Origin of the sequence: Nitrincola alkalilacustris, assembly GCF_008973755.1 — a bacterium.
Lineage (GTDB): Bacteria > Pseudomonadota > Gammaproteobacteria > Pseudomonadales > Balneatricaceae > Nitrincola > Nitrincola alkalilacustris.
Genome location: NZ_WBOM01000013.1, coordinates 14,184 through 37,611, shown reverse-complemented (window position 1 = coordinate 37,611; position 23,428 = coordinate 14,184). Strand labels below are relative to the sequence as shown.

Here is a 23,428-nt window from a genome sequence, read left to right as displayed (position 1 = left end):
ATTTTCAAAATGATTTCAGGGGATCAGCGACGACGATACAGCGCCACCAGCGTCATCAAAAGCCCTGCACAGCAAAGCAGCAACGAACCATTCACCAGCAAGGGCCTGCGGATCAGCATCGGCACAAATGGATGTGAGCGCTCGCTATCACATAAACTCTCGAGATAATCATAGGAGCCACCGGATTCAACGCAGGCTGTCACCGCCGTATGCTCCTGGAAAAATACCAGCATCAACAGCAACCCCGGCACGACCAGCAGAAACAGACCAATACGCATCATCACTCGTCGTCGCTTATTCCGATATTGCTGATACCCTGATTCTCGGCCAGCTCGCGCAGTTGGCTGATAAAGGCTTTATCCGGATTCACCTGATGTGACACTCGCTCCAGTACCTCTTCGCGGAAGGCCTCTTCATCCATCATCAGCTCATGGGTGGAGATAAAGCGTACCAGTTCGATATCCGACATCTGCGGATCGGCATGATTGACCTCAATGAAGGTGGCCACCGATTCCTGTGACAGCTGGATAATACTGAGCACCTCCTGCGGATCTTCCTCCAGCACTGTCACCAGTGTGGAGTAGAGCGCTACCACAGCATCCAGCGCCGGCATGGCACCATACATGTCGTACTCTTCCAGCGAGGGCATATTGGCTTCAACATGATCCAGCTGCACTTCGAAATTCATGCGTGCACCGGAGCCTGTAAACTGATCCCAAAGGGCATTCAGAACCTGGCGCAGTTTATCGCTGTCACCAAATGACAGAAGTTTGGAGAAGAGCGAAAAATTGGGAAACATCCGCTCAGTGAACGCCACCGCACAGGCAGTCAGCTGCCAGGGCTTGAATTGTTCGAGTTGGTGTTCCAGTTCCTGCCACTCTTTCATCAGGTTCTCCGATGTGTATCCTTGGGTTTAAGCGCTATTGTACGGATTTGCCCACATAATCCATAGTCACAAACCAAAAACAGCTGAAATTCCGATGCTTTTTCGGATTATGCGCAACCTGATTTCATTGCTATACTGGCTGTTTGATAACAGATTGATCTTACGGGTATTAGAGTTGAACTCCTTCAATCTCCTCAAGTCGATTGCCGATTCAAAGGACAAGCTGCGTAAATCAGAGCAAAAAGTGGCTGATTATGTACTCGCCAATCCTCATGAAGTGATCCATATGCGTATCGTCGATCTGGCCTCAGAAGCCAATGTCAGCGAGCCGACGGTCGTCCGTTTCTGCCGTGCGCTGAACTACGATGGTTTTCAGGATTTCAAGCTGACACTGGCACAGGGTCTGGCCAGTAACACCAGCTTTGAGAAGTTCTCCCTCGATACCAAAGACACCGTCATTGAGTTCAAGCAGAAGATCTTCGATTCGATGATCGGTAACCTGATCAATATCCGTGAGCAGCTCGATCCGGAAACCCTCGAAGAAGCGATCGATGTGCTGGCCAAGGCCAACCGTGTTGAGTTCTATGGATTCGGCGCATCGGCTCCCGTCTGTGCCGACGCCCAACACAAGTTCTATCGCCTGATGATCTCCGCTGCCGCCTATTCCGATCCGCACATGCAGACCATCTCGGCTCTGACGCTGACTCGGGGTGATGTTGTCGTGGCTATCTCCCAGACAGGCCGCACCAAAGACCTGCTGCACACGGTCAAGCTGGTCAAGGAAGCCGGAGCCACCGTTATCACCCTCTGCCCCGGCACCACCCCTCTGGCGGAACTCGCCACCATCCCGATCCATGTCGATGTCGAGGAGGACAAGGATCTCAGCACTCTGATGTCCTCTCGCGTTGTGCATCTGGTGGTGATCGATATTCTTGCTGTCGGTGTCGCAATGAAGCTGGGACCGGCACTCTTCGACCACCTGAAGACGATCAAGCGCAGTCTGCGCAGTCTGCGTCAGAACGATCGCCTGCTCCCGGTCCGGCGCGGTCAGGAATCCAACGACTGATCGCTGCCCTTTCATCATTGTGCAATATTTAAGCGCTACCCTTGCTCTCATATTCAGTCGCAGGATATAGCTGAATTTGATTTTTAATCTCGAATAGGTTAAAAAATGGTCTAACGCAAGTATCGCAGGTAAGCGATCATTATGATGCGATCGCTATCAACGTCTGCGAACAGTTGATCGGAGCGAGTGCTATGCTGATACGGAAAGAGCAGGATCTGAACCCACTTCAGACCGAAGTTTTCGACATCATGGTTGGATTCGACATAGAGGAGCAGAACAAACGCAAACAGCACGCATCACGACGCCTGCTGGAAGCCCGTCGCGCTATAGAGCGAAGGCGCGAAGAGAGGCAACTGGCCACCTTCATTGATGAAGACTGCTGGTTCGAAACCGACGACTAGCATCGTAATACGCCTCCTCTGAACGAAAGCCGTCGTATCAGAGCAATAAGGCACTGCATCTGCCTGAAAGCCCGCAGAACGTGGTGCCTGTATACCTTCCTTTATTCCAAGCGATGGCACCTGCTGGCCTTGGCTGCTGTTCGCCCTATACAATGCACTGCATGCGCCTCGATCGATTCTTGAGTAATCAGCCTCACCTCAGCCGAAAATCAGCACGCCAGTTGTTGCGCGAGCAGCGTGTATGCGTGAATGGCTGTATTGTAATCGATGCATTGTATCCTGTGGGTATTTTCAGCCATATCGCGTTGTTATCCACATCTGGTGAAGCTGAAACGCTGCAGCTCGGCCAGCCTCGCTATCATGTCATGCTGCACAAACCTGCCGGCTGTGTAAGTGCTACAACCGACCCCGAACATCCGACAGTGATGGATTATCTCGATCAGCCCTGGAAGGATCAGCTGCACCTGCCGGGTCGACTGGACTTCAACACCACCGGATTACTGCTGCTGACCAACGATGGACACTGGTCACGACACCTTTCACTGCCGGATACCGGTTTGGCGAAAACCTATCACGTCACGACGCGAGATCCTATTTCGCCAGCAACCAAAGATATTTTTGCCAGAGGGATCTACTTTGCCTTCGAAGATCTCACAACCCGGCCCGCACAACTGGAGTTACTGGCCCCTCGTGAGGCGCGCCTGACCATCCATGAAGGGCGCTATCATCAGATTCGACGCATGTTTGCCGCTGTGGATAACAAAGTAACAGCCCTGCATCGCGAGCGAATCGGAACTGTAGCACTGGATCCTGACCTCAACCCGGGAGAGTGGCGTTTTCTCACTGTTGAAGAGATCGGCGCACTGGATTGCCGTCCAAACCGAAGGTAGAGTACTCTGGCTGCCTTGTTCAGACAGGCTGTTTTCTGGATGGATGATTACTGAATGGAGAGCGTTTCGATGTCCAAATCCGCTGCTTACGACCTGCTGCTGCAACAGGCCGATGCCCTGCTGGCAGGTGAAACGGATCAGATTGCCAACATGGCCAACCTCAGCGCCCTGATCTACCACAATCTGCCGGATCTCAACTGGGCAGGCTTCTATATTTTACGCGGCGATGAGCTGGTATTGGGTCCTTTCCAGGGGCAGGTTGCCTGTGTTCGGATACCTGTCGGGAAAGGCGTCTGCGGGACGGCTGTCGCTACAGGCGAAATACAGCGCGTGGAGGATGTACACGCCTTCCCCGGCCACATTGCCTGTGATGCCGCCAGTGAATCAGAAATTGTTCTGCCTGTGCGTTGCAAGGGTAAGATTATTGCGGTTCTGGATATCGACAGCCCCATCCTGGCCCGTTTCGATCAGACTGATCAGGATGGGCTTGCACTGCTGGTTACGCGATTTGAACAGAGTCTGGTCTGAGAATTGATCCCTGTTTAACAGGGAGTAAGAAACTCAGGAATGCACCCGGCCAGTGCTGGCGGCTCACTGAAGAGGTGACCCGCTGGCTCGACTGCTGTCCGGCGCCTGATTACCTGTTGATTTCGCGGCCGATATAACCACCCACTGCAGCGCCACCCACCGTGCCAAGGGTACTGCCGCCAGTCAATACAGCGCCACCTACAGCACCCACCCCAGCGCCTATCACCATGTTCTGGTCACGCTTGGATAGGTTGTTGCACCCTGTCAGACCTATAAAAAGCACAGCAACCAATATACTGAGCAATCCTTTGTGTAGTGTTTTCATCATGTTACCTATATAAGGTTACTATCATGCGACGGCTGTACTCAAAATGTCTGACCGCCAGGTCTGATCGTATCCGGTTCTGTTGTTATGCATTGGACTCATGCCTGCACACTTGCACACATAACCCCTTCCACTCCCTGGATAATTCAGCTCCATAGAGATTGGACTCTGATCACCAAGCCTAAGTTCATGCGGTATGTTTTTGTTTTGCCCCAGATAACAAAGCCAAGATCTGTGTACCTCTGGCCATAGGGTGTTATGTCTAACTGGAGCTGGGCTGCTCATGGATTTAATCTGACCGTTTAAGGCACTCCGGTCATCCGGCCGAGCGTTCCTCACGCGGCGTATTGCCGAAATGCTGCCGATAGCAGCGAGAAAAATAGGAGGTGGAACTGAAACCGCAGGCATCGGCAATCTGCAGGACCGACAGGGATGACTGCTGCAACAGATGGCGGGCACGCTCAAGCCGAAGGGCCATATAGTATTGTGCGGGGGTTTCCTCCAGATACTGCCTGAACAGACGTTCCAACTGACGCGATGACAAACCTATTCGGCTGCAGATCTGATCGATCGTCAATGCCTCTTCAACATGTGTCCGCATCAGCTCCAGCGCCTTCAGCAGACGCGGATGATTGGCATGATAACGCAACTGCAGTTTCATCCGCTGCTTGTCATGTGCCGGCCGGATATCAGGGTGGATACACTGCTCCGCCACATCCTGCGCCAGCGCCTCGCCATGGCGCAGACCGATCAGTTGCAGCATCATATCCAGCCCTGCCAGACCGCCGGAGCAGGTCATCACCTTACCATCCAGCTCATACAGCTCTTCCGTCACGATCAGGTCGGGAAACATCTCCTGCAGACTGTCGCGGTTTTCCCAGTGGATGGTACAGGTCTTGCCTTTCAGTAGACCGGCGCGAGCCAGCAGCAAACTACCGGTCGAGGTAGCACCGAGACTCATGCCTCGGCGCTTCAGACTACGCAGCCACTTGAACAGAGGCTCTTGATCCAACTGATGGGCACCGATCCCCGCGACCACGAACATGCAGTCCAACCCCTCCAGATCTTCCATCTTGCGCGTCGGCGGGATCACCACACCATTACTGCAGCGCACGGGCTCATCATTCAAACCATAGAAGTGCCAGGCATAGAGTGGACGCCCGCTCATGCGATTGGCCATGCGCAAAGGGTCCACCGCTGCTGCGAAGGAGATCATGGAAAATTCAGGGAGCAGAAAGAAACCGAAATGCTCTGTCTCATCTGCAAAGGCTTCACTGCTCACAGGGGCTCCTGACGTCGGCAATTTAATCAATAATGTCGGAATATTTAAAAATAAACGCCTCTCTATCCGCCATTATAGGTACCAGTAACGACAACACAACACCGTACTCAGGACTGTAATCACCATGAAAGAACAAAAAATCAGCTTCACCAGCGACGGTCTGAAACTCGACGGCGCCTTCTTTACCGACGAGCAGAACAGCCAGCCGAACCTGCCGATCATTATTGTCTGCAGCGGCTTCACCGGACAGAAAAATATCCACCCGGAACGTTACGCCCGTGCGTTCACACCTAAAGGGTTCACCGTATTCGGCTTTGACTATCGGGGTTTCGGTGAGTCTGAAGGGGTGCGTGAGCGTGTACTGATCGAAGAGCAGGTCCGCGACATCGCCAGCGTCGTCGCCATTGTGCATGAACGCGCTCAGGCAGAGGGTCGCAAGGTGGTACTGGCTGGCTGGGGTATGGCCGGTGGCCTGATTCTGGATGCCTTCCGTCTGTGCGAAGATCAGATCGATGCACTGGTCAGCATGAATGGTTTCTTTGATGCGGTCCGCGTCCAGAAAGCGCTTCGTGGCGAGCATGGCTGGAAAGCCTTCAAGCAGTTCATGGCCGAAGAGCGGCTGCGCCTGTCCAAGGGTGGTGAGCCCAAGGGGATTGATCCTTTTGATATCTATCCGCTGGACCCCGTCAGCCGCGAATATGTCTTCACCGAGCTGGTCAAGGCACCTGGCTACGGTGTGACATCCACCTTCGATTTTGCCGATTCGCTGATCAGCTTCTGTCCTGAGAAACATCTGGATGAGCGCTATGCCAGCATCCCGCTGCTGATTGCACATGGTGCCGAGAATGATCTGCACCCGGTCACTGAGGCCAAATCCCTCTATGCCATCTACCCGGGCCCTAAAGAGTTGTTCCTGCTCGAAGGCGGCGGTCATACCGAGTGGATGCTGGATGAAGATCCACGCTTTATCCGCTTCTCCGGCCATATCGCCAGCTGGGTCAGCGCTAACGTCTGATTCTCTCTCCGGTGATGGCTGCCAATGAGCGGCAGCCATCACCGGTTTGTCTGAACCATTTTTCTGAATCACTGTTTCTGAGCCATTTTTCTGAGCAACTGTTTCTGAATCACTGGCGTGTATGAGGAGTACTCAAGATGAGCAGCATCCCTGTCTGTGAAGCCGCCGACCCTTTCCCGAAGCAACCTCAAAGGCGACTGCCACCGGGTGCCACGGATACTCATGCCCATGTCTTCGGGCCAGCCAGTCGTTATACCTATACTCCTCATCGCACCTATACTCCGCCTGATGCCAGCGTGGGTGCCTACCTGCATCTGCACCGGCAACTGGGCATAGAGCGCGGTGTGCTGGTTCAACCCAGTGTGTATGGCACCGACAACAGCCTGCAAAGCGACACGCTGCTCTATCTGCGACAGATGGGTAAACAATATAAAGGGGTGGCCGTGGTACACGCCGATGTCAGCGAGCAGGAGCTGGATCTGCTGCAACAGAGTGGACATTGTGGCATACGGATGAACCTCCTGTTCAAGGGTGGCATTGCCTGGTCGGATGTCGAGCATCTGGCGCAACGTCTGGCTGAGCGCCGGTGGCATCTGCAGTTTCTGATCGATGTCTCTGACTATGCCGATCTGGAGCAGCGTATTGCGGCCTTGCCGGTTCCGGTGGTGATCGATCATATGGGACATATGCCCTGCAGCAAGGGTATTGATGATCCGGGTTTTCAGAGCCTGCTGCGCCTGCTGCAACAGGGGAATACCTGGGTCAAGCTGTCTGGGGCTTATCGCATCAGTGGCGAAGCCTTGCCACCCTATACGGATGTCAGGCCTTTCGCTCAGGCCCTCATCGCCGCAAATGCAGATCGCTGCCTGTGGGGATCGGACTGGCCACATCCGCACTTCAGCCATCCAGACACCCCAAAAGCGATGCCGAACGATGGCGACCTGATGGATGCCCTAGTCGACTGGGCACCGGATGCCGATCTGCAACAGAAGATTCTTGTGGATAACCCCGCCCGCCTCTATGGCTTCTGAGTGTTGTTCAGGTCCTCCCTGCCCTGAATAATGTCTGCCTTTGCCCGCCATGTGCGGGCTTTTTTATCTCCGGGGTGGACAGTATGCTGGTAACGCAGGGAAAAGGGGTCAGGTACATTTACGGCTCACCGTAAATGTACCTGACCCCTTTTCGCCGACCCCTTTTCGCCTTTTCGACCCCTTTTCCTTCTTATGGGTGACCCCTTTTCTTTTCAGGAGCAATTGCCAGTAATGCCAGAAGCAGGCGGTGTGTGATTCAGGAAAGCGACCAGCTCAGAGGCGTGCAGGCTGTTGCAACAACTGCAGAAAGGCACGCAACTGGTCCGCATCAAGGTTCGCCATATTTAAACATTTTATATGCAATGTATCTGAAAGATCAGCCAAGGCACTCGTTGCCAGAAGTGATCTGAACTTGTCGATCAACTCATGCCGAGGTAGAGGATTTTCCGGATTACCTCGTGCAGTACAGGGTTTAGAGATCAACTCTCGGCCATTCTTGAGCAACAGCCTGGCATGGGCCCATCTCTCGGCCGGAAAACGGGCGTTATAGCCATCCACCTCATGCATTACAACGCACTGGCTTAACTGCCGACGCAACGGGTGCTGCAGGCCCTGCGCTGTTTCTGCGATCGCTTGTATGGTAATGGTGTCGTCCATTAACGCACAGGCAACCGAAAAGGGCAGGCTATACTGGGCCTGCTCAGTGGTCTCAGGCAAACGTGTATGCAGTGATGCCGCTTCGTGAAAAGTATGGATATGAATCTGTACGATATCGATCGGGTCAAACCTATGAGCAGATCGCAATGCGCGCACAGCTTCCACGGCAGGCTGCGCCCAGCGACAGACTGGGTAGGGCTTGAAGTACTGTTCAAGAATATACCAGCGCTGTCCCAGATCCTGCCAGATCGGCGCCACTTCATGCCTCATCAGGGTCACTGCCGGAGATCCGGTAAATCCAGACTGGGCCAACAACGCCGCACTCATTCCCGCCAGAGCTCCCCAGCCCGATCCATCCTTGAGCATGGTTGGATATTCGATACAGCGCATCATCTGACTGCGCGGACCATGAAACTCGGCAATTCCCAACGCCTCATATGTCTGTGCTGGATCAAGATCAAGCAACCTTGCAGCCACCGCTGCCACACCCAGCGCATTCCAGGCACCTGAGGTATGGTAATCACTGGCCATCGCGTGCAGGGCGATACCGGCACGGGTGGCGATCTCGTATCCCAGCACCAGCGCTGTCACAAACTCCCTGCCCGTCAAGGCTGTGTCCATCAAAGACCTGCCCGTGAATATACGCTCCTGCGCACAGGCCACCAGCGCTGGCAGCAGGGCGACACCGGCATGCCCTTTGGTCAGCGCCTGGCCATCATGTGCATCGATACTATCAATCAGTGTACCTCCAAACAGCGCTACACCACAGGCACTGGCGCGCTGATTACTGAACAACAGCGGCAGATCGCCGGGATACTGACTGCAGACAAACGCCTCCATTATCTGGCTCAGGCGAGTGCCATGACCCGCTACCGCGACGCCCAGCAGATCCATCAGACATACACCTGCCTGCTCCACCACTGAGGGGGGTAAATGCTCGAAATCCAACTGATGAATGAAACTAACCATCGGGGTCATGTTCTTTCCTCAGCCGATCGTTTTCAGCAGGCGCTGAACCAGCGCGGTATTAGCATCGCGGATTGCCGGATGATCAAAGCGGGCTGCGGCGGTCTGCTCGGCATCCAGTTGTGCCATGATCAGACACTCCTGATCTTCCGCCAATGCCAGTATCTCGCCTCGAGGACCAAGAATACGGCTGCCACCCCAGAAGTGCGCATCACCTTCCGGGCCATAGCGGTTTGCCATCAGCACCGGCATGCCGTAGATCATGGCATAGAACTGCAGATTGACCGCCCAGTTCTGCTCATTTGAAAAGTGATCACTCACTATGGCTGAAGCTGAATTAGCTGGTGACAATAGCAGGTCCGGTCGTTGTAGCATGGCACAGTGCACCAGCGCCGGATTCCACATATCCGCGCAGATCATGCAGGCGGCTTGCCAGTCTGATGCACAGGAGTAAAGGTCGAGATCTTGCCCGGCATGGAACCACTTGCCCTCCTCCAGCCCGCCATAGGTCGGCAGGTTCAGCTTGCGATGCACCCCAATCACATGCCCCTGCTGCAACGCAGCCATGGCGTTGTAATATTCACCCGGACCGGCAGACTCGATAAACCCTACCCAACTGACCATATCACCACTTTCTCTGGCCAGCGCCTGCAGTCTGGGATCATCTCGCTTCATCGCCATCGCTGGCGTACGCCGCCCCACCTGATAGCCTGTCAGCGACAGTTCTGGAAACAGCAGCAACTCAGCCTGCAGCTCTCTTGCCTGTCTTATCCAGTCATGATGCATGGCAAGATTTGCATCCAGTTCGCATAGCTGCGGATTGATCTGAGCAACGGCGACATTCAATTGGCTCATTAAACCTCCTCATAAAGCCATAAACGAAAAAACCGGGCATAAGCCCGGTGCACCTGATGATCCTTCAGAGCAGACCTGCTTCGCGCAGGAAGTTTTCCGCTACCGCTTCTATCGCCTGGCGCTCAACATCAACACGGGCATTCAAGGTTGCCATGATGTCATTGTCGATCTTCGCCGACAGTGCATTCAACTGATCAGCCAGCTCGGGGTTCTTGTCCAGCGTATCCTGTCGCACCACAGGCGTGATGGCATAGTCCGGGAAGAAGCCCTTGTCATCCTCAAGGATCACGAAGTCGAATGCCGGGATACGACCATCTGTTGCAAACACCAGTGCCACATCCACCTGCTGCTCACGCAGTGCGACATAGGTCAGGCCCGAATCCATGCGCTTGACCTGGCTGCGCGGCAGTTCAAAACCGTAGGTTTCCTGCAGTGGTCGCAGACCGTCATCACGCGCATACCACTCAGCATTGGATGCCAGCACCAGTTTTTCACCACTGTTGATTGCAGCCGCCAGATCACTCAATGTGTGCATGTTTTTCAGCACCGAATCCACCTGACGGACCGCCAGTGCATAGGTGTTGTTCGCCCGTGACGGGTTCAGCCAGACCAGCCCCTTCTGCGCATCCAGCTCACGCACTTTTTCATACACGGCTTCGGGGGTATCCAGTTTCTCCTCCACCTGGTTGTAGTTCAGCAGCGAGGTACCGGTATACTCCCAGTAAAGATCGATCTGGCCATTCTCCTGAGCCGCACGCAACACGGCACTGCCCATACCACCGCGACGCTGCACGGAATAACCCAGATGATCCAGATACTGAGCAGTCATCTCGGTCAGTATCTGTTGTTCGGTAAAGTTCTTGCCGCCCACCACCAGACTGGATGCCATCGCACCGAAGCTCATGCTCATGGCCGCAAGGGTTATACCCAGAGGCTTAATGAGAGGTTTAATGAAAGGCTTGATCAGTTTGTGCATGTGAATCTCCTGTTGATATCTTGTTGTTATCTTGTTGCTGAATCCGTAATTTCACTACCGACTGCTTGTCTATGCAGGCACATCGCGATGAAGCAACGGGTTCAGGTTGTTGCTACCCAGTGACTGGCTGATGGACTCAGCTGTTCACCGGGGTGTGTCGTATTACAGCCTCAGTTGCGCAGCGGATTGACCCCTTTGGGCACAATCAGCCAGGCACAGATGGCGACGAGCATATCGACCAGGATGGCCAGCAGCGCGGTGGGAATCGCACCCGCCAGCATCATGATCGGTCGATTCAGGTCTATACCGGTGAAGATCAGCTCGCCTAGGCCGCCACCACCAATCAGGAAGGCCAGCGGAACAGTGCCGACATTGATCGCCAGGGCGGTACGGATACCGGCAAACATCACATACAGAGCGTTGGGTATCTCAACCCGAAGCAGCATCTGCAGGGGCGTCATGCCGATGCCGGCGGCCGCTTCCTTGAGGTGTGCCGGCACTTCCAGCAGCCCGGTATAACTGTTGCGCACGATCGGCAGCAGTGACGCTATGGTCAGGCCAAACACTGCCGGTACCATGCCGATACCCAGAAAACTCATCGACAGCGCCAGAATCGCCAGCGTCGGGATCGTGGTACCGATATTCAGCACCTGCATCGCCGACTCAGCCAGATACCGGACACTCGGACGGCTCAAGATTATGCCCAGCGGCACCCCGATCAGAATCGCCAGTCCACCCGAAATCACGACCAGCTCAATATGCTGACCCGTCAGATAGATGATGTCTTCCGAGTAAAACAGAAACTGCGCCAGCCAATTGTTGCGCTCTATGATCACGCCAGACAGGAACACCAACACCAGCAGAGCGAGCAGAAACAACGGCTTGAAACGTGGGAAATACATATGTTGTCTCCCCTATTCTGCCTGCGCAGCGACATGTTTCAGAGCAGCCGTATCCGACTGTGCATGATAGGTTGCACCCAGATAATGGGTGACTCCACGCTGAGTGACCTGGCCGACAAAGCGCCCCGTCGAATCAGTGCAGGGCAACCAGGTGGTGTCATGGTTGAACATCAGTGAAGCCACCTTGCGCAGATCATCCTCGATATGGGCCGTCGCCTTCAGACCGAAGTAATGCTCACCGCAGAATCCCTGAGTCGTCTGAGCCACAGCTCGTGAGACATAGCCGATCGGCTGCTGCTGTTCGTTCACCAGAACAATGGCCTGGGTATAGCCGTGCTGCTCCATCAGGCGGAACGCATGCTCCAGTGAATCCCCCATGCGTACAGAGGGTGCCGACTGTTCGATTACCTGGCCGACCCGCACCAGCCTCAGCCGCTTAAGGGCGCGATCATCACCGACAAAGCTCTCGACAAAGTCATCGATCGGATGCGCCAGCAGATTATCCGGCGTGTCATACTGCACCAACTTACCGGTGCGGAAGATCGCAATCCGATTGGCCATCTTCACCGCTTCATCAATATCGTGGCTGACGAACATGATGGTCTTGCGCAGCTCCTTCTGCATTTTCAGGAACTCATCCTGAATAATCTCACGGTTGATCGGATCTATCGCACCGAAGGGCTCATCCATCAGCATCACCGGCGGATCAGCCGCCAGGGCACGGATCACCCCCACCCGTTGCTGCTGCCCACCCGACAACTCACGCGGATAGCGTTTGAGAAAGATCGACGGGTCCAGTGCCACCATATCCAGCAGCTCTGTCGCCCGCGCTTTGTAACGAGCCTTATCCCAGCCCAGCAGGCGCGGCACCACGCTGATGTTCTCTTCAATGGTCATATTCGGGAAGAGTCCTATCTGCTGAATCACATAGCCTATCTGGCGTCGCAGATCGACGGTGTTCAGTCCCGTGGTATCCTCACCATTGATCAGCACCCGTCCGGACGTAGGCGGGACGATGCGGTTCACCATCTTCAGCGTGGTTGTCTTGCCACAACCGGATGGACCAAGCAGTACACAGATCTCCCCCTCCGGTACCTCCATACTGATATGGTCAGCTGCAGTGACAGGGCCATTCTCGGTTTCAAAAATCTTTGTCAGGTTATCGATGGTTATCATTTTTCTTTCCTGCAAACGTGAATTCGGTATTCAGATGCCCCGAGGGGTCAGGCGACGCTGCAGCCAGAGCAGCGCATAGTCGGCAATAATTGCGAGAATGCTGACAGCGATCGCACCGACGATCAGCTGTCGCGGGTCACTCTGGCTGATACCCCGACTGATCAGGACTCCCAGACCACCGGCACCGATATAGGCCGCAATCGCCATCACTCCGATATTCATCACCACAGCGGTTCTGACACCGGCCATGATGACCGGAATCGCCAAGGGAATTTCGACCATGCGCAAGCGCTGTAACGGACTCATGCCGATACCTCGCGCGGCCTCACGCAGTGCCGGACTGACATTATTGATCGCGGTATAGGTGTTGCGAATGATCGGCAGCTGCGAGTAGAGCAGCACCGCAATCACTGCAGGCAGATAGCCGATGCCATGCCCGATGATGGAGAGAACAGGAATCATGATGCCGAACAGGGCAATCGATGGAATGGTGATGATGATTGACGCAATATAGAGCACCACTCTGGCAGCCTGCTCATTCTGCGTGATTGCGATTCCGATCGGCACACCCGTCAGGGTTGCCAGACCCACCGCTACCGCCACCAGAGAGATATGCTCCAGCGTCAGTTTCAGCAGCAGATCGATGTTCTGCATCAGAAAGTTGATAATGTCCAAGGGAACACCTCTTTCTACCCGGTTTCATTATTGTTATCACAGGACTGCCAGTTCCCTCTGCACCGCCCTAAAGGTGTCTGATTAAAGTACCCTTTGGGTGTCAGAGGAAACCGAAAATATACGACATAAATAGATAAAAATGCGACGCTGCTATATCAGCGTCAGAGTAATAGAGATCAGAAGAGATTGCCTGGATGGCTTGTCTGGATGGCTTGTCTGGATAGCCTTCAGGATTGACAGATAGGGTAAGGCTGGAGGGCTGGCACCCCTGAACAGGGATGCCGTTTTGAATAATTACCAGTAATCAATGGCGACAATTGAGCCACTATGACCGTAATGTCATCGGGAATAGTTATCGACGTTTTACTTAGTCGCCACTTAGCCATTCAGTGATGCCGACCACTGCTCATACCAACTGCGGAACAGGCGGTACTGGTTTTCAGCATAGTGGCGCTGTGACTGGCTCAACGCATCCGTCTCATTGAAGTGCAGGGCGTACTCCTCGTCTCCGTTCAACACCATCAGATACTTATAGTAGAGCACCAGATCCGCGCCCTCATCAAAGGAGGAGAGCACACCCAGCGCTGATTCCAGTTCCAGAGCCAGGCGACGTGCCTGCACATCCCCCTCGGCTGCCTTCCTGCACAGGGCAACCAGTTGTAGCACCTCCCGTGGCAGGGCGTTGCCGATACCTGTGATGGCTCCTGTCGCACCGCAATTAACGAAACCATGAAACACAGTGGTATCGACCCCGACCATCAGCGTCACCGCCTCATCCTTTGAAGTGATATGCTCCGCCGCATAACGCAGATCCGCAGCCCCACCGAACTCCTTGAATCCAATCAGGTTTAGATGCTGCTCACGCAACTCAAAGAACAGATCGGCGCGGGTGGCAAAGCCATAGTAGGGGCTGTTGTAAATCACGGCTGGCAGAGCAGGGGCCGCATTCAGAATGGCTGAGAAATGCGCTTTTTGCGCAGACACTGATGTGCCCCGTGACAATACACGCGGAATCACCATCAAACCCTGTGCACCTACCGCTGCGGCATGGGCAGCGTGAGAGACAGCCTCACGACTGTTCACGGCCCCTGTGCCTACAATCGTCGGAACACCGGCCGCCACCAGCCGAGCGACGCCTTCCTGTCGTTCCCCTTCGGTCAGTAACGGCCAGTCTCCCATAGAGCCACAATAGACAACTGCACTCATGCCTATATCAATCAACTCACGGCCCTTGGCTACCAATGCATCAAAATCGGGTTTGCGCGCTGGCGTACAGGGCGTCATCAGGGCGGGGATGCAGCCGTTAAAAATAGTATCGTTCATGGCTCTACCTTCGTTAGGTTGGGTCAGACGAGGCTCGATTATAGCGCTCGCGACAGATGTCGGTTGATTCGATTAATATTGTATATTTTATACAATTTATAGAAGAGCTTGTAAAGTAATCACCTTGCTAATACCAATAATAAAACTATACTTTCATTTATTAAAAATTTATGAAAATATAGTTTTATGAATACCAAGCAAAAACGACAAGCCATTGTCTTCCCCAAAGAACAGAAGATGCTTGAGCAGTTGGGAGAGAATATCCGACTGGCAATGAAGCGTCGCAAAATCACCCAGACAATGATCGCTGAGCGGACAGGGCTCTCAAAACCCACGCTGCGCAACATCGAGCGGGGCGAATCTACTGTGTCTATCGGACACTACCTGCGCGTGCTGGCGGTACTGGGGCTGGCTGAGGACCTGGCCAAAGTGGCATCTGATGACGATATGGGGCGTAAGCTTCAGGACATTGAACTGCTCAAAGCCTCCAGGTCGAGTAACGCGCCAATCCGACGTGAGACAACAACCTCTGCACAGGCATCTGAATCAGGAGGCTCCCAACGTATACAATCACTCATGGCGTTGGCCAAGACTCGTGCAAACAAGGAAGATAATCGGGGGAGGAGCGAGCAGGACGGCCCCTCAACAGCAACGTCAAATGGAGAGGACACATGAGCCGTAATATTTATGCCTTTGCTGACTGGATCGAAAACGAACCTGTCCTGATCGGCACCCTGACGGCGGACCAGATACGCGGCAAAGAGCATTTCAGCTTCGCCTATGCCGATGAATGGCTTCAGCGGGACGATGCCCCCTATCTGAAGCTTGATCCTGATCTTCATCTGTTTACAGGCAGCCAGCATAAGGGTGATGGAAATAATTTCAGGACTTTTCTTGATTCCTGCCCAGACCGATGGGGTCGCCTTTTGATGCAGCGACGCGAAGCGGCATTAGCTCGTCAGGAGAATCGCCGCCCGAGCACTCTACAAGAAAGCGACTACCTGCTGGGTGTCTATGATGAGTACCGCATGGGCGCTCTCCGCTTCAAAACCAGCCTGGAGGGTCCGCTTCTTGATGGCGAGCTATTTGGAACTCGCCGAGTTTCTGACCAACCAGGGCACGCAAGGCAAGTTGGATCTGGCACAGCTATGGCGCCGTATCGTCTTTAATATCGCCGTGTCCAATGTCGATGATCATCTGCGCAACCACGGCTTCCTCTTCGACGGTGAGGGCTGGAGGCTGTCGCCCGCATACGATATCAATCCAACAGCGCTCGCCAATGGTTTGCACCTCAACATCGATGACAAGGACAACCGTCTGAGCTATGAGCTCGCATTCGAGGTGATCGACTTTTTCCAGCTTGCAAAGGAGGAGGCCGAGGCGATCTTCATCGAAGTGCTGACTGCTGTCGGCAAGTGGCGAGATATGGCCAACGCTATCGGTATTTCACGCGCCGAACAGGAGATGATGAAGTCAGCATTTAATATCGAATATCAATGAAGAAATGCTGCCTTCACCGTGGGTTATAAAACTGAAAAAGGGGTGCAGCGGCCAGCCAGGCCTGCTTTTGCCAAGCGCGGCTGGTCGGACGCAACGCACAGCATGCAAGCATGTAGCGTGCCGACTCCATAGCTTTTTTTCGGTTATGGATTATAATAATTCGAATCGATGCAGCAGCCTGTCAAATTGATGTTTTAAAACGCCCACCATAATGCGTTGCCACACACTCCCGAAGCTTGGAGTTAGTAAGGCTTTTGATATGACAAACAACACGAAGGCATCGAAATACTTCCGGGAGCGTCTTGAAGAGTTCCACTATCTATTGGATGGTGGTGATGACCTTTTTTGCATTATTGATGCCAATTATTGCTATGTGTGGGCTAATAGGGCGTACCTGGATGTTTACGGGCTGCAGCTGGAGGAAATCGAGGAGCGCACCGTCGAAGATGTGGTTGGCGCAGAGTATTTCAGGCAGACCATAAAACCCCGGATTGATCGCTGCTTTGCCGGAGAAGCCCAGCACTACGAAACTGAATGGAACTACGCCGGGCTCGGGTTGCGCAAACTTCTGGTACGCTATTACCCGATCGATCTGCCCCATAAGCCGAATACGCTGCTTGGCGCGGTCATTACCGATGTAACCGAGATTCGTGCGCGTGACCAGGAATTGCGCAAGCTGGCCCACATCACGGAGCAAAGCCCCAGCCCGGTTGCGGTTACCGACCTTGAAGGTCGCATCGAATACGTCAACCCTGCCTTCGAGAGAATCTCGGGGTACAGTCGCGAGGAACTCCTGGGCAATACGCCAGCGAGCATCCAGAGCGGCCATACACCAGAGACTGCCTATCAAGAATTGTGGGAAACCATTACTGCCGGGAAGGTTTGGACCGGCGAGCTGCAGAACCGGCGCAAGGATGGCACCCTGTACTGGGAGTCCGAAGTCATTTCGCCGCTCAAAGACGAATCGGGACGAATTACCAACTATGTCGCTATCAAGCAGGATATCACTGCGCTCAAGGAAGCCGAGCAAGCGCTCAACCGAATTGCTTTCGAAGACCCGCTGACAGGCCTCTTCAACTTTGTCGGCTTCACCCGGAAAATGCAAAAGCACATTGACCAACACGGCTGGCCGGTTACGGGAGCTTTAGTGACGTTCAATATTGCTCGCCTGCGAGATATCAATGACGCCTACGGTCACGAAGCTGGTGATTGGCTGCTGTCCAGGTTTGGTCGTCGGTTGAAAGACCTGCCAGGTGAACAGATTCTGGCTGGTCGTATCGGCGGCGACGAATTCACACTGTTTATTCTACCAGCTCATGGCGAGGCGCTAGAGCTATACTTGAACAGGCTGGTTGAGTCCTTGTCTCTCCCTTTCCAGCTTGCCAGCGTCAATATCGAGATAGAATTACGGCTGGGGTACACCCGTTTGGGAAAGCGCCAACGCCCGATTGAAGACCTGCTACGCGAATCGGAACGGGCTTTATCCCTGCATCGCCAGGACACGTCCGTACCCTGGGTTGCCTACAGCAAACGTATTCAAAAAGAGACTCAAAAGCGCATTGAGTTGGCCCGTGAGCTGCGCTTGGCGCTTGCTGAAGACCAATTCGAACTACATTTCCAGCCCAAAGTCGATCTGGCTACCGGTACGCTCATCGCCTGCGAGGCACTGATTCGCTGGAATCACCCCACTCGAGGGCTGATCTCACCCGGAGAGTTCATTCCCATCGCTGAACAAAGCCAGATGATCGGACCAATCGGCGACTGGGTGCTATATCGGGCCTGCCAACACCTGCGCGACTGGCGTAATGCCGGCCTGCAGCCTGTGCGTGTGGCCGTGAACGTTTCCATAATCCAGTTTCAGAGGGGTGATTTCGCAAGCCGGGTACGAACCGCCCTCGATCAATCCGAAGTGGCACCGGAAGAACTTGCGCTGGAAGTCACTGAAAGTGTGTTCGAACGTGAGTCAGCAGTTCTGCTGAACCAGATGTCCGTATTACGCGACATGGGTGTGTGGCTGTCGTTGGATGATTTTGGGACCGGCTATTCCTCACTATTGTACTTGCAGCGGTATCCCTTCAATGAGATCAAGATTGACCAGGGTTTCGTATTCAAGTTGCTCGAAGATCCCTTTAGCCGCAATATCGTCGAGATGGTGATCATGCTCGCCAAGGCATTGAATGCAGAAGTCATAGCAGAGGGCATAGAGTCCGCCGAGGTGCGAAATGCCCTTATTGAGATGGGTTGCCGTTCCGGTCAAGGCTTTTTCTACAGCATGCCGCTGGAGGCAGAGGACTTTCGCTGGTTATTGGAACAGAGAAGCAAACTTCCACTCACGACCGACCCCGGCCACTAACAAGGCGTGCATAATGAGCGAAAAAGAGACTAAATTGCAAAAGCTTAAAACCGGCATCATCGGCCTGGATAATATCACTGGTGGAGGCCTACCGTCGGGTCAGGTGACACTTTTACTCGGCCAGGCTGCAGCGGGTAAGACGGTCTTGAGTCTCCAGATACTGGCCCGTGCCATTGAGCGCGGCGAGGGCGGCGTGTTCGTAACCTTTGAGGAATCACCGGCACAGGTGAAACGTGACGCAGCCTCGTTCTCTTGGGGAGTGCACCTCCAGGAGTCTGATCGCTGGCAATTGATCGACGCTCGTCCGCGCTTCAATACCGAGGCAGCGGGCGAATTCGATATCGAGGGCCTACTCAGCATTGTCGCGGCGACCATCGCAAAGACTCGCGCAACCTGGGTTGTGTTCGACGGTATTGATCAGCTGCTGCAGTACCAGCCAGATCCACGAGTCGCGATCGACCAAGTGCGACTCATCAACGAATACTGTGAAAACAACGGGTGGACCCTCCTGCTGAGTGGCAAGGCCATCGGCGACAGCATGGCACCAGCCCACCTGGAGGGGATTGAGTATCTGCTATCAGCGACCCTTGTGCTGTCCGCGCGGTTGGTTAACCAACAGCTCAACCGGTCACTGCGCATCTCCAAGTTCCGGGGTTCCGGGCACCTGGCAGACGAGCTACCGATGATTATCGACGACGAGGGTATTCAGCTCCCCTATCATGAACATCTACCCGTTGATGAGGTGATAGCGAGCAACGAACGGCTCAGCACCGGCATCAAGCGTCTGGATAAGCTGCTTGACGGGGGCATTTACCGTGGATCGAGCCTACTGATCTCAGGCCGCCCTGGTACCGCCAAGAGCACCCTCGCCGGCAGTTTCGCGCAGACCGCCGCCCTGCGAGGCGAGCGCACTTTATATGTGAGCTTTGACGAAATGGAAGCCCCGTACGTGCGCAACCTGGCTTCTGTCGGGATCAAATTGCGCGCCCATATTGAAGCCGGACTGATCCGATTCGAGGATCTATCCGCCTACTCCTTGCGGGTGACCGAGCACTTTTTAATTCTACGCCGCCTGCTTGACTCTTTCGATCCTCATTGCCTGGTGATCGACCCAGTCTCCGCACTGTACAAGGCCAGTGGCACCGAAGGGGCAAGCATGGCGACCGAGCACCTGATAGATCTGGTGCGCCGCCGGGGTATCACCACCGTGCTCACATCATTAAGCGGCATAGACGATCCAGAGGGTGAGTCTACACTCGGCCAAGTATCAACACTGGCTGACAGCTGGATTGTGCTTGACTACAACGTGCGCGGCGGTGAACGAAATCGCTCTCTATCGATTGTGAAGTCTCGCGGTTCGGCCCATTCGAATCAGGAGCGCGAGCTGCTGCTATCGGGTGATGGCATCTACCTTGCCGATGTTTACGAGCATGGCTCTGAGGTGCTGATGGGCACCGCGCGCGCGACCCGAGAACGAGAGGAGGCTACGGCTGAGCGACGCCGGCAACTAAAGCGCAAGCAACGTTTGCTGGACATCGAACGCCGGATGGAGCTGGTTGAGCGAGAACGCCAAACCCTGGCAGCAGAGCTGGAATTAGAGAAAGAAGAGTCGGCCGAAACGGATCGACTGGAGCGCATTCAGCGCCAACAGATCAAACAGCGGCGCGACCCGGAGAAAAATAATCCGCCTTTGCACCCCGCCAGCGATGAAGGAGGGCTGTCATGAGCATTATAAAACAATCTGGAGAGTCGAGATTGCCAGTGCTGATGTTGTTCGTGACGGGCACAGCGCCACGCTCCCAACGCGCCCGGACCAACATTGCCAAGATGCTTGAGCAACTCAATTGCACTGACATTCAGCCCTATGAGATTGATCTGCTCGAACAACCTGAGCAAGGCATCAAACACTCAGTGTTTGCGACGCCCTCCTTGCTGAAAGTTAGCCCGACCGGTGGCGTTTCCGTGCTCTATGGTGACCTCTCGGAAGAGGATCGGCTTCGTCGCTTTTTGTCCGATCTGGATCCTGACCAGTAAAAACGTGGGATGATTCATGGAAGGCCGTCATCGCGTTCCACCCTGATCACAAGTCACAGTTGTAAGAGGATAATAAAGTTTGATAAAAAATTTAAATTTTACGCGAATTTTCAAATCTGAGCGCTATTAAAGTTTGATATTTTTTATTGTTAATACAGCGCCATTATCATTAAACTATTGATAATAAAGTTTGATATTTTTAGTAGCGACTATTGCCTAAGGAGGGTGTGAACATGTATCCCTCAGCAATATCACGATCCGCGCATTGAGAACAGCCGAATGGATCATCAGCCACCTTCGCTGAAAATGAGCGAAGCAACACGCGTCGCCAGATCCGATAAACCGGACAATCTCAACTGATGAAGCGGCCAAACAGCGCTGTTGCAGATACCCATGGCTGAAGAGGTGATCTGCCTACCAATGCTATTCGGCAATTACCCGCCCGAACTCAATTGCGCTGTCCAAATTATCATCTGAAAATAAGGTGTGAGCGCGACGCTGCTCTTTAAGTGTAGCCAAGGCTGAGAAGAAGCACACCTCACACAGATGTACCTCATAGCTGGCACCGTCATGCGCAGAGCTATACCCCCAATCCGCTTTGAGCGTCCCAAACTCAGATGTTTTACCGTCTGAAGTGTTGCGACCACAGACATCACACAACACATGGCTGGTCACTTCTACAGTTTGCTGCATCATTACTTTCATAATACCTAGTCCTCTCCCGATAAATTACTAGTTGTAGCCGTTCACAACAAGCACTCCAGCGGGCACTCTTTCTCATATTAGCTGGATTATTGGGTTACCTCTGGGTATAACACCAAAATGTTCTACTGAGGAGAGGTCGTGGCCATCTTTGACATTGAGAAAGACGAATTGCTCCGGCTGTCCGATACTCAGCTAGAAGAGTTGATTGCTCGCCTCTCTGAGGCTGAGGTGGCAGCACATGGTTATAGCCCTGCATGGGTAAGCTGGTCAGGTTCAATCAATTCTCCTGACGAGGGAATTGATATTCACGTTCAGATTCCTGTCGATACACTGAGCACGGGGTTTCTTGAAAGGTCGGATACAATCTTTCAGGCCAAGAAACATTCGATGCCGAAGGCCGAGATCACAAAGGAAATGGTCTCCGACAGAGAATTGTCACCAACTATCTCTGAGCAAGCGGCTAAGGGTGGTAGCTACATCATCGTCAGCTTGGCTGATGACTGCTCTCCTCCCATGAAGAAAGTGCGCCTCAAAGCTATGCAGGATGCTGTCAAAGAGGATCCCAATGGCGGCAATATTCACCTGGACTTCTACGACCTCTCGAAGCTTTCCCAATGGCTGCGCCAGCACCCGTCCGTCATGCTGTGGGTGAAAGGAAAGCTTGGTCAAGGATATTCGGGTTGGCAGCCATACGGTGCTTGGAGCAATCCACCTCATGGTGCCGACGATACGCTGATTTCTGCCTCTGGCGCTATGGTCACGCTGCCATCAGGGAAGGATCAGAAGCTCAGCATAGAAGATGCCATTGAACCGATGCGGAAGCTCATTCGGACTACGGAGAAGGCGATTCGCATAACGGGTTTGTCCGGCGTCGGGAAGACCAGGATCGTGCAAACTCTCTTTGACGAGACTGTTGGAGTAGATGCTCTTGATCGGACCGTCGCTGTCTATGTCGACACCGGTGCTGGACCTGATCCTTCAGCAGCAATGTTGGATAGGCTGATGGCTGAGGGCCGACGTACCATAATGATCCTTGATAATTGCCCATCAGAACTACACTCTTTGCTAGCCAGCAAGGTATCGGCCGCAGGCGGCCAGGTAAGCCTCATCACCGTTGAATACGACATCAGGGATGACAAGCCTCAGACAATAGAGGTGATTCACATTGAGGCAGTCGGACCGGAGGTGGCCGAGCTGCTTTTGACCCGTCGCTTTCCCAGCATCGGCCAGTGTCAGCAACAGTGCTAAAAGTCCGTAAAGGGGGTGAGGACGTTATCTTGGACTACAACGCTGCTCTTTAAGTGGAGCCAGGGCTGAGAAGAAGCACACCTCACACAGATGTGATCCCCATCTTTAAAGTATGAAAAACAACGAACTCACTGACATGTTGGCAAGGTGCACGGCAGAATTTTATCCTTGGGCCGGGTTTCCTCCCAGCCCAGACATCCAAGCCAGATAGCACGAGGAATAGCTTTGTGTGCAGTGCGATAGTAGTTCACCATGCGACGGCTGATACCCAATGCTTCTGCAGCCGTGCTCAGTGACAAGTCATTACGAGACATCCAGTCACCAAACATTTCGTGGCTGACTTCTCCGGCTTGTTCCTTCGCCCATGCGTACACATTATCTTCGCCGAACTCTGAATCAAGCCATTCGATACTGCCCCCCCACTCGGCGATGTGTGCACACGCAAAAACCTCAGGATCCAGAATGGGCGCCAGTGCTGGGATTTTATGTAGAATGTCATTCACATCAACCTCCAGCACCTCTCCCGTACTCCAGGTCGTGCGCAAGCGATAAGGTGCCAAAGCAATGACCGCCGTCATTTTCGGGGAAAAATATTCTCTCATGAGTTACTCCTTCGCCATTCATCAAACAGAAA

General features: G+C 53.8%; 26 protein-coding genes. 13 read left to right on the top strand and 13 right to left on the bottom strand.

Going from position 1 to position 23,428, the window contains the following annotated elements; translation table 11 throughout:
- Positions 1–23: 23 nt before the first annotated feature.
- Positions 24–278 (bottom strand): hypothetical protein, encoded by a 255-nt coding sequence (locus F7R27_RS17880; RefSeq protein ID WP_240776434.1) that lies wholly within the window; start codon positions 276–278, stop codon positions 24–26.
- A gap of 2 nt (positions 279–280) precedes the next feature.
- Positions 281–886, bottom strand: a complete 606-nt coding sequence (locus F7R27_RS17875; protein WP_151705633.1) for a YjaG family protein — start codon at positions 884–886, stop codon at positions 281–283.
- Between the two features lie 175 nt (positions 887–1,061).
- Here F7R27_RS17875 and hexR point away from each other — a divergent pair, with 175 nt between their 5' ends.
- From hexR to F7R27_RS17855, 4 genes are all read left to right on the top strand, one after another.
- Entirely contained in the window at positions 1,062–1,952 is an 891-nt protein-coding gene (hexR, locus tag F7R27_RS17870; protein ID WP_206060558.1) for a transcriptional regulator HexR, read from the top strand.
- 191 nt (positions 1,953–2,143) lie between these two features.
- Positions 2,144–2,353 (top strand): PA3496 family putative envelope integrity protein, encoded by a 210-nt coding sequence (locus tag F7R27_RS17865; protein ID WP_151705632.1) that lies wholly within the window; start codon positions 2,144–2,146, stop codon positions 2,351–2,353.
- Positions 2,354–2,466: 113 nt separating this feature from the next.
- Positions 2,467–3,243: a pseudouridine synthase gene (locus tag F7R27_RS17860; protein WP_338088415.1), complete on the top strand. Its 777-nt coding sequence runs from the start codon at positions 2,467–2,469 to the stop codon at positions 3,241–3,243.
- Positions 3,244–3,312: 69 nt separating this feature from the next.
- Positions 3,313–3,771, top strand: a complete 459-nt coding sequence (locus F7R27_RS17855; RefSeq protein WP_151705630.1) for a GAF domain-containing protein — start codon at positions 3,313–3,315, stop codon at positions 3,769–3,771.
- A gap of 109 nt (positions 3,772–3,880) precedes the next feature.
- On the opposite strand, the gene F7R27_RS17850 is transcribed toward F7R27_RS17855, so the two are convergent.
- Together F7R27_RS17850 and F7R27_RS17845 are read right to left on the bottom strand one after the other, a co-directional pair.
- Positions 3,881–4,096 carry a glycine zipper 2TM domain-containing protein gene (locus F7R27_RS17850; protein ID WP_151705629.1) on the bottom strand — a complete coding sequence of 72 codons (216 nt, stop codon included), beginning with the start codon at positions 4,094–4,096 and terminating at the stop codon, positions 3,881–3,883.
- A 316-nt stretch (positions 4,097–4,412) separates the two neighbouring features.
- Positions 4,413–5,378, bottom strand: a complete 966-nt coding sequence (locus tag F7R27_RS17845; RefSeq protein ID WP_240776432.1) for a GlxA family transcriptional regulator — start codon at positions 5,376–5,378, stop codon at positions 4,413–4,415.
- Positions 5,379–5,502: 124 nt separating this feature from the next.
- On the opposite strand from F7R27_RS17845, the gene F7R27_RS17840 reads away from it, so the two are divergent.
- Positions 5,503–6,393 (top strand): alpha/beta hydrolase, encoded by an 891-nt coding sequence (locus tag F7R27_RS17840; protein ID WP_151705628.1) that lies wholly within the window; start codon positions 5,503–5,505, stop codon positions 6,391–6,393.
- A 137-nt stretch (positions 6,394–6,530) separates the two neighbouring features.
- Complete coding sequence (locus F7R27_RS17835; RefSeq protein ID WP_151705627.1) at positions 6,531–7,424, top strand: amidohydrolase family protein; 894 nt, start codon at positions 6,531–6,533, stop codon at positions 7,422–7,424.
- Positions 7,425–7,697: 273 nt separating this feature from the next.
- Here the strand turns inward: F7R27_RS17835 and F7R27_RS17830 are convergent, their stop codons facing one another.
- From F7R27_RS17830 to F7R27_RS17800, 7 genes are all read right to left on the bottom strand, one after another.
- Positions 7,698–9,059 carry an MmgE/PrpD family protein gene (locus F7R27_RS17830; RefSeq protein WP_151705626.1) on the bottom strand — a complete coding sequence of 454 codons (1,362 nt, stop codon included), beginning with the start codon at positions 9,057–9,059 and terminating at the stop codon, positions 7,698–7,700.
- 9 nt (positions 9,060–9,068) lie between these two features.
- Positions 9,069–9,902: a nitrilase-related carbon-nitrogen hydrolase gene (locus F7R27_RS17825; RefSeq protein WP_151705625.1), complete on the bottom strand. Its 834-nt coding sequence runs from the start codon at positions 9,900–9,902 to the stop codon at positions 9,069–9,071.
- Between the two features lie 64 nt (positions 9,903–9,966).
- Positions 9,967–10,878, bottom strand: coding sequence for a glycine betaine ABC transporter substrate-binding protein (locus tag F7R27_RS17820; RefSeq protein WP_151705624.1), 912 nt, complete (start codon positions 10,876–10,878; stop codon positions 9,967–9,969).
- Positions 10,879–11,048: 170 nt separating this feature from the next.
- A complete protein-coding gene (locus tag F7R27_RS17815; protein ID WP_151705623.1) occupies positions 11,049–11,780 on the bottom strand; it encodes an ABC transporter permease in 732 nt (243 codons plus the stop codon).
- A 12-nt stretch (positions 11,781–11,792) separates the two neighbouring features.
- Complete coding sequence (locus tag F7R27_RS17810) at positions 11,793–12,956, bottom strand: ABC transporter ATP-binding protein (RefSeq protein WP_151705622.1); 1,164 nt, start codon at positions 12,954–12,956, stop codon at positions 11,793–11,795.
- 30 nt (positions 12,957–12,986) lie between these two features.
- Positions 12,987–13,631, bottom strand: coding sequence for an ABC transporter permease (locus F7R27_RS17805; protein ID WP_151705621.1), 645 nt, complete (start codon positions 13,629–13,631; stop codon positions 12,987–12,989).
- Positions 13,632–14,009: 378 nt separating this feature from the next.
- Positions 14,010–14,954 (bottom strand): dihydrodipicolinate synthase family protein, encoded by a 945-nt coding sequence (locus F7R27_RS17800; protein ID WP_151705620.1) that lies wholly within the window; start codon positions 14,952–14,954, stop codon positions 14,010–14,012.
- 186 nt (positions 14,955–15,140) lie between these two features.
- Between F7R27_RS17800 and F7R27_RS17795 the strand changes: the two genes are divergently transcribed.
- The 6 genes from F7R27_RS17795 (at position 15,141) to F7R27_RS17775 (ending at position 20,841) form a co-directional block, all read left to right on the top strand.
- Positions 15,141–15,629, top strand: a complete 489-nt coding sequence (locus tag F7R27_RS17795; protein WP_151705619.1) for a helix-turn-helix domain-containing protein — start codon at positions 15,141–15,143, stop codon at positions 15,627–15,629.
- A complete protein-coding gene (locus F7R27_RS18870) occupies positions 15,626–16,123 on the top strand; it encodes a hypothetical protein (protein ID WP_240776431.1) in 498 nt (165 codons plus the stop codon). Before F7R27_RS17795 ends, F7R27_RS18870 begins: the two co-directional genes overlap by 4 nt.
- Positions 16,029–16,454, top strand: coding sequence for a type II toxin-antitoxin system HipA family toxin (locus F7R27_RS18865; RefSeq protein ID WP_240776430.1), 426 nt, complete (start codon positions 16,029–16,031; stop codon positions 16,452–16,454). The genes F7R27_RS18870 and F7R27_RS18865 overlap by 95 nt, the downstream gene beginning before the upstream one ends.
- 259 nt (positions 16,455–16,713) lie before the next feature.
- Positions 16,714–18,807: a putative bifunctional diguanylate cyclase/phosphodiesterase gene (locus tag F7R27_RS17785; RefSeq protein WP_151705618.1), complete on the top strand. Its 2,094-nt coding sequence runs from the start codon at positions 16,714–16,716 to the stop codon at positions 18,805–18,807.
- Between the two features lie 13 nt (positions 18,808–18,820).
- Complete coding sequence (locus F7R27_RS17780) at positions 18,821–20,533, top strand: DUF7125 family protein (RefSeq protein WP_151705617.1); 1,713 nt, start codon at positions 18,821–18,823, stop codon at positions 20,531–20,533.
- Positions 20,530–20,841 (top strand): circadian clock KaiB family protein, encoded by a 312-nt coding sequence (locus F7R27_RS17775; RefSeq protein ID WP_151705616.1) that lies wholly within the window; start codon positions 20,530–20,532, stop codon positions 20,839–20,841. The genes F7R27_RS17780 and F7R27_RS17775 overlap by 4 nt, the downstream gene beginning before the upstream one ends.
- 423 nt (positions 20,842–21,264) lie before the next feature.
- On the opposite strand, the gene F7R27_RS17770 is transcribed toward F7R27_RS17775, so the two are convergent.
- The gene (locus F7R27_RS17770; protein WP_151705615.1) at positions 21,265–21,546 is read right to left on the bottom strand and encodes a hypothetical protein; all 282 of its coding nucleotides are present in this window, start codon (positions 21,544–21,546) and stop codon (positions 21,265–21,267) included.
- Between the two features lie 138 nt (positions 21,547–21,684).
- On the opposite strand from F7R27_RS17770, the gene F7R27_RS17765 reads away from it, so the two are divergent.
- Entirely contained in the window at positions 21,685–22,794 is a 1,110-nt protein-coding gene (locus tag F7R27_RS17765) for an ATP-binding protein (RefSeq protein ID WP_206060557.1), read from the top strand.
- 128 nt (positions 22,795–22,922) lie between these two features.
- Here F7R27_RS17765 and F7R27_RS17760 read toward each other — a convergent pair whose 3' ends face one another.
- Positions 22,923–23,396, bottom strand: a complete 474-nt coding sequence (locus F7R27_RS17760) for a DUF2442 domain-containing protein (RefSeq protein ID WP_151705614.1) — start codon at positions 23,394–23,396, stop codon at positions 22,923–22,925.
- Positions 23,397–23,428 lie beyond the last annotated feature (32 nt).

Excerpts from the sequence above, each read along its gene's own strand:
- F7R27_RS17760 (WP_151705614.1), bottom strand. The coding sequence starts at position 23,396 with ATGAGAGAATATTTTTCCCCGAAAATGACGGCGGTCATTGCTTTGGCA.
- F7R27_RS17780 (WP_151705617.1), top strand. The coding sequence starts at position 18,821 with ATGAGCGAAAAAGAGACTAAATTGCAAAAGCTTAAAACCGGCATCATC.
- F7R27_RS17855 (WP_151705630.1), top strand. The coding sequence starts at position 3,313 with ATGTCCAAATCCGCTGCTTACGACCTGCTGCTGCAACAGGCCGATGCC.
- F7R27_RS17770 (WP_151705615.1), bottom strand. The coding sequence starts at position 21,546 with ATGAAAGTAATGATGCAGCAAACTGTAGAAGTGACCAGCCATGTGTTG.
- F7R27_RS17835 (WP_151705627.1), top strand. The coding sequence starts at position 6,531 with ATGAGCAGCATCCCTGTCTGTGAAGCCGCCGACCCTTTCCCGAAGCAA.
- F7R27_RS17820 (WP_151705624.1), bottom strand. The coding sequence starts at position 10,878 with ATGCACAAACTGATCAAGCCTTTCATTAAACCTCTCATTAAGCCTCTG.
- F7R27_RS17865 (WP_151705632.1), top strand. The coding sequence starts at position 2,144 with ATGCTGATACGGAAAGAGCAGGATCTGAACCCACTTCAGACCGAAGTT.
- F7R27_RS17800 (WP_151705620.1), bottom strand. The coding sequence starts at position 14,954 with ATGAACGATACTATTTTTAACGGCTGCATCCCCGCCCTGATGACGCCC.
- F7R27_RS17860 (WP_338088415.1), top strand. The coding sequence starts at position 2,467 with ATGGCACCTGCTGGCCTTGGCTGCTGTTCGCCCTATACAATGCACTGC.
- F7R27_RS17810 (WP_151705622.1), bottom strand. The coding sequence starts at position 12,956 with ATGATAACCATCGATAACCTGACAAAGATTTTTGAAACCGAGAATGGC.
- F7R27_RS17840 (WP_151705628.1), top strand. The coding sequence starts at position 5,503 with ATGAAAGAACAAAAAATCAGCTTCACCAGCGACGGTCTGAAACTCGAC.
- F7R27_RS17825 (WP_151705625.1), bottom strand. The coding sequence starts at position 9,902 with ATGAGCCAATTGAATGTCGCCGTTGCTCAGATCAATCCGCAGCTATGC.
- F7R27_RS17830 (WP_151705626.1), bottom strand. The coding sequence starts at position 9,059 with ATGACCCCGATGGTTAGTTTCATTCATCAGTTGGATTTCGAGCATTTA.
- F7R27_RS17875 (WP_151705633.1), bottom strand. The coding sequence starts at position 886 with ATGAAAGAGTGGCAGGAACTGGAACACCAACTCGAACAATTCAAGCCC.
- F7R27_RS17785 (WP_151705618.1), top strand. The coding sequence starts at position 16,714 with ATGACAAACAACACGAAGGCATCGAAATACTTCCGGGAGCGTCTTGAA.
- F7R27_RS17795 (WP_151705619.1), top strand. The coding sequence starts at position 15,141 with ATGAATACCAAGCAAAAACGACAAGCCATTGTCTTCCCCAAAGAACAG.
- F7R27_RS18865 (WP_240776430.1), top strand. The coding sequence starts at position 16,029 with ATGGCGAGCTATTTGGAACTCGCCGAGTTTCTGACCAACCAGGGCACG.
- F7R27_RS17815 (WP_151705623.1), bottom strand. The coding sequence starts at position 11,780 with ATGTATTTCCCACGTTTCAAGCCGTTGTTTCTGCTCGCTCTGCTGGTG.
- F7R27_RS17775 (WP_151705616.1), top strand. The coding sequence starts at position 20,530 with ATGAGCATTATAAAACAATCTGGAGAGTCGAGATTGCCAGTGCTGATG.
- F7R27_RS17880 (WP_240776434.1), bottom strand. The coding sequence starts at position 278 with ATGCGTATTGGTCTGTTTCTGCTGGTCGTGCCGGGGTTGCTGTTGATG.
- F7R27_RS17850 (WP_151705629.1), bottom strand. The coding sequence starts at position 4,096 with ATGAAAACACTACACAAAGGATTGCTCAGTATATTGGTTGCTGTGCTT.
- F7R27_RS18870 (WP_240776431.1), top strand. The coding sequence starts at position 15,626 with ATGAGCCGTAATATTTATGCCTTTGCTGACTGGATCGAAAACGAACCT.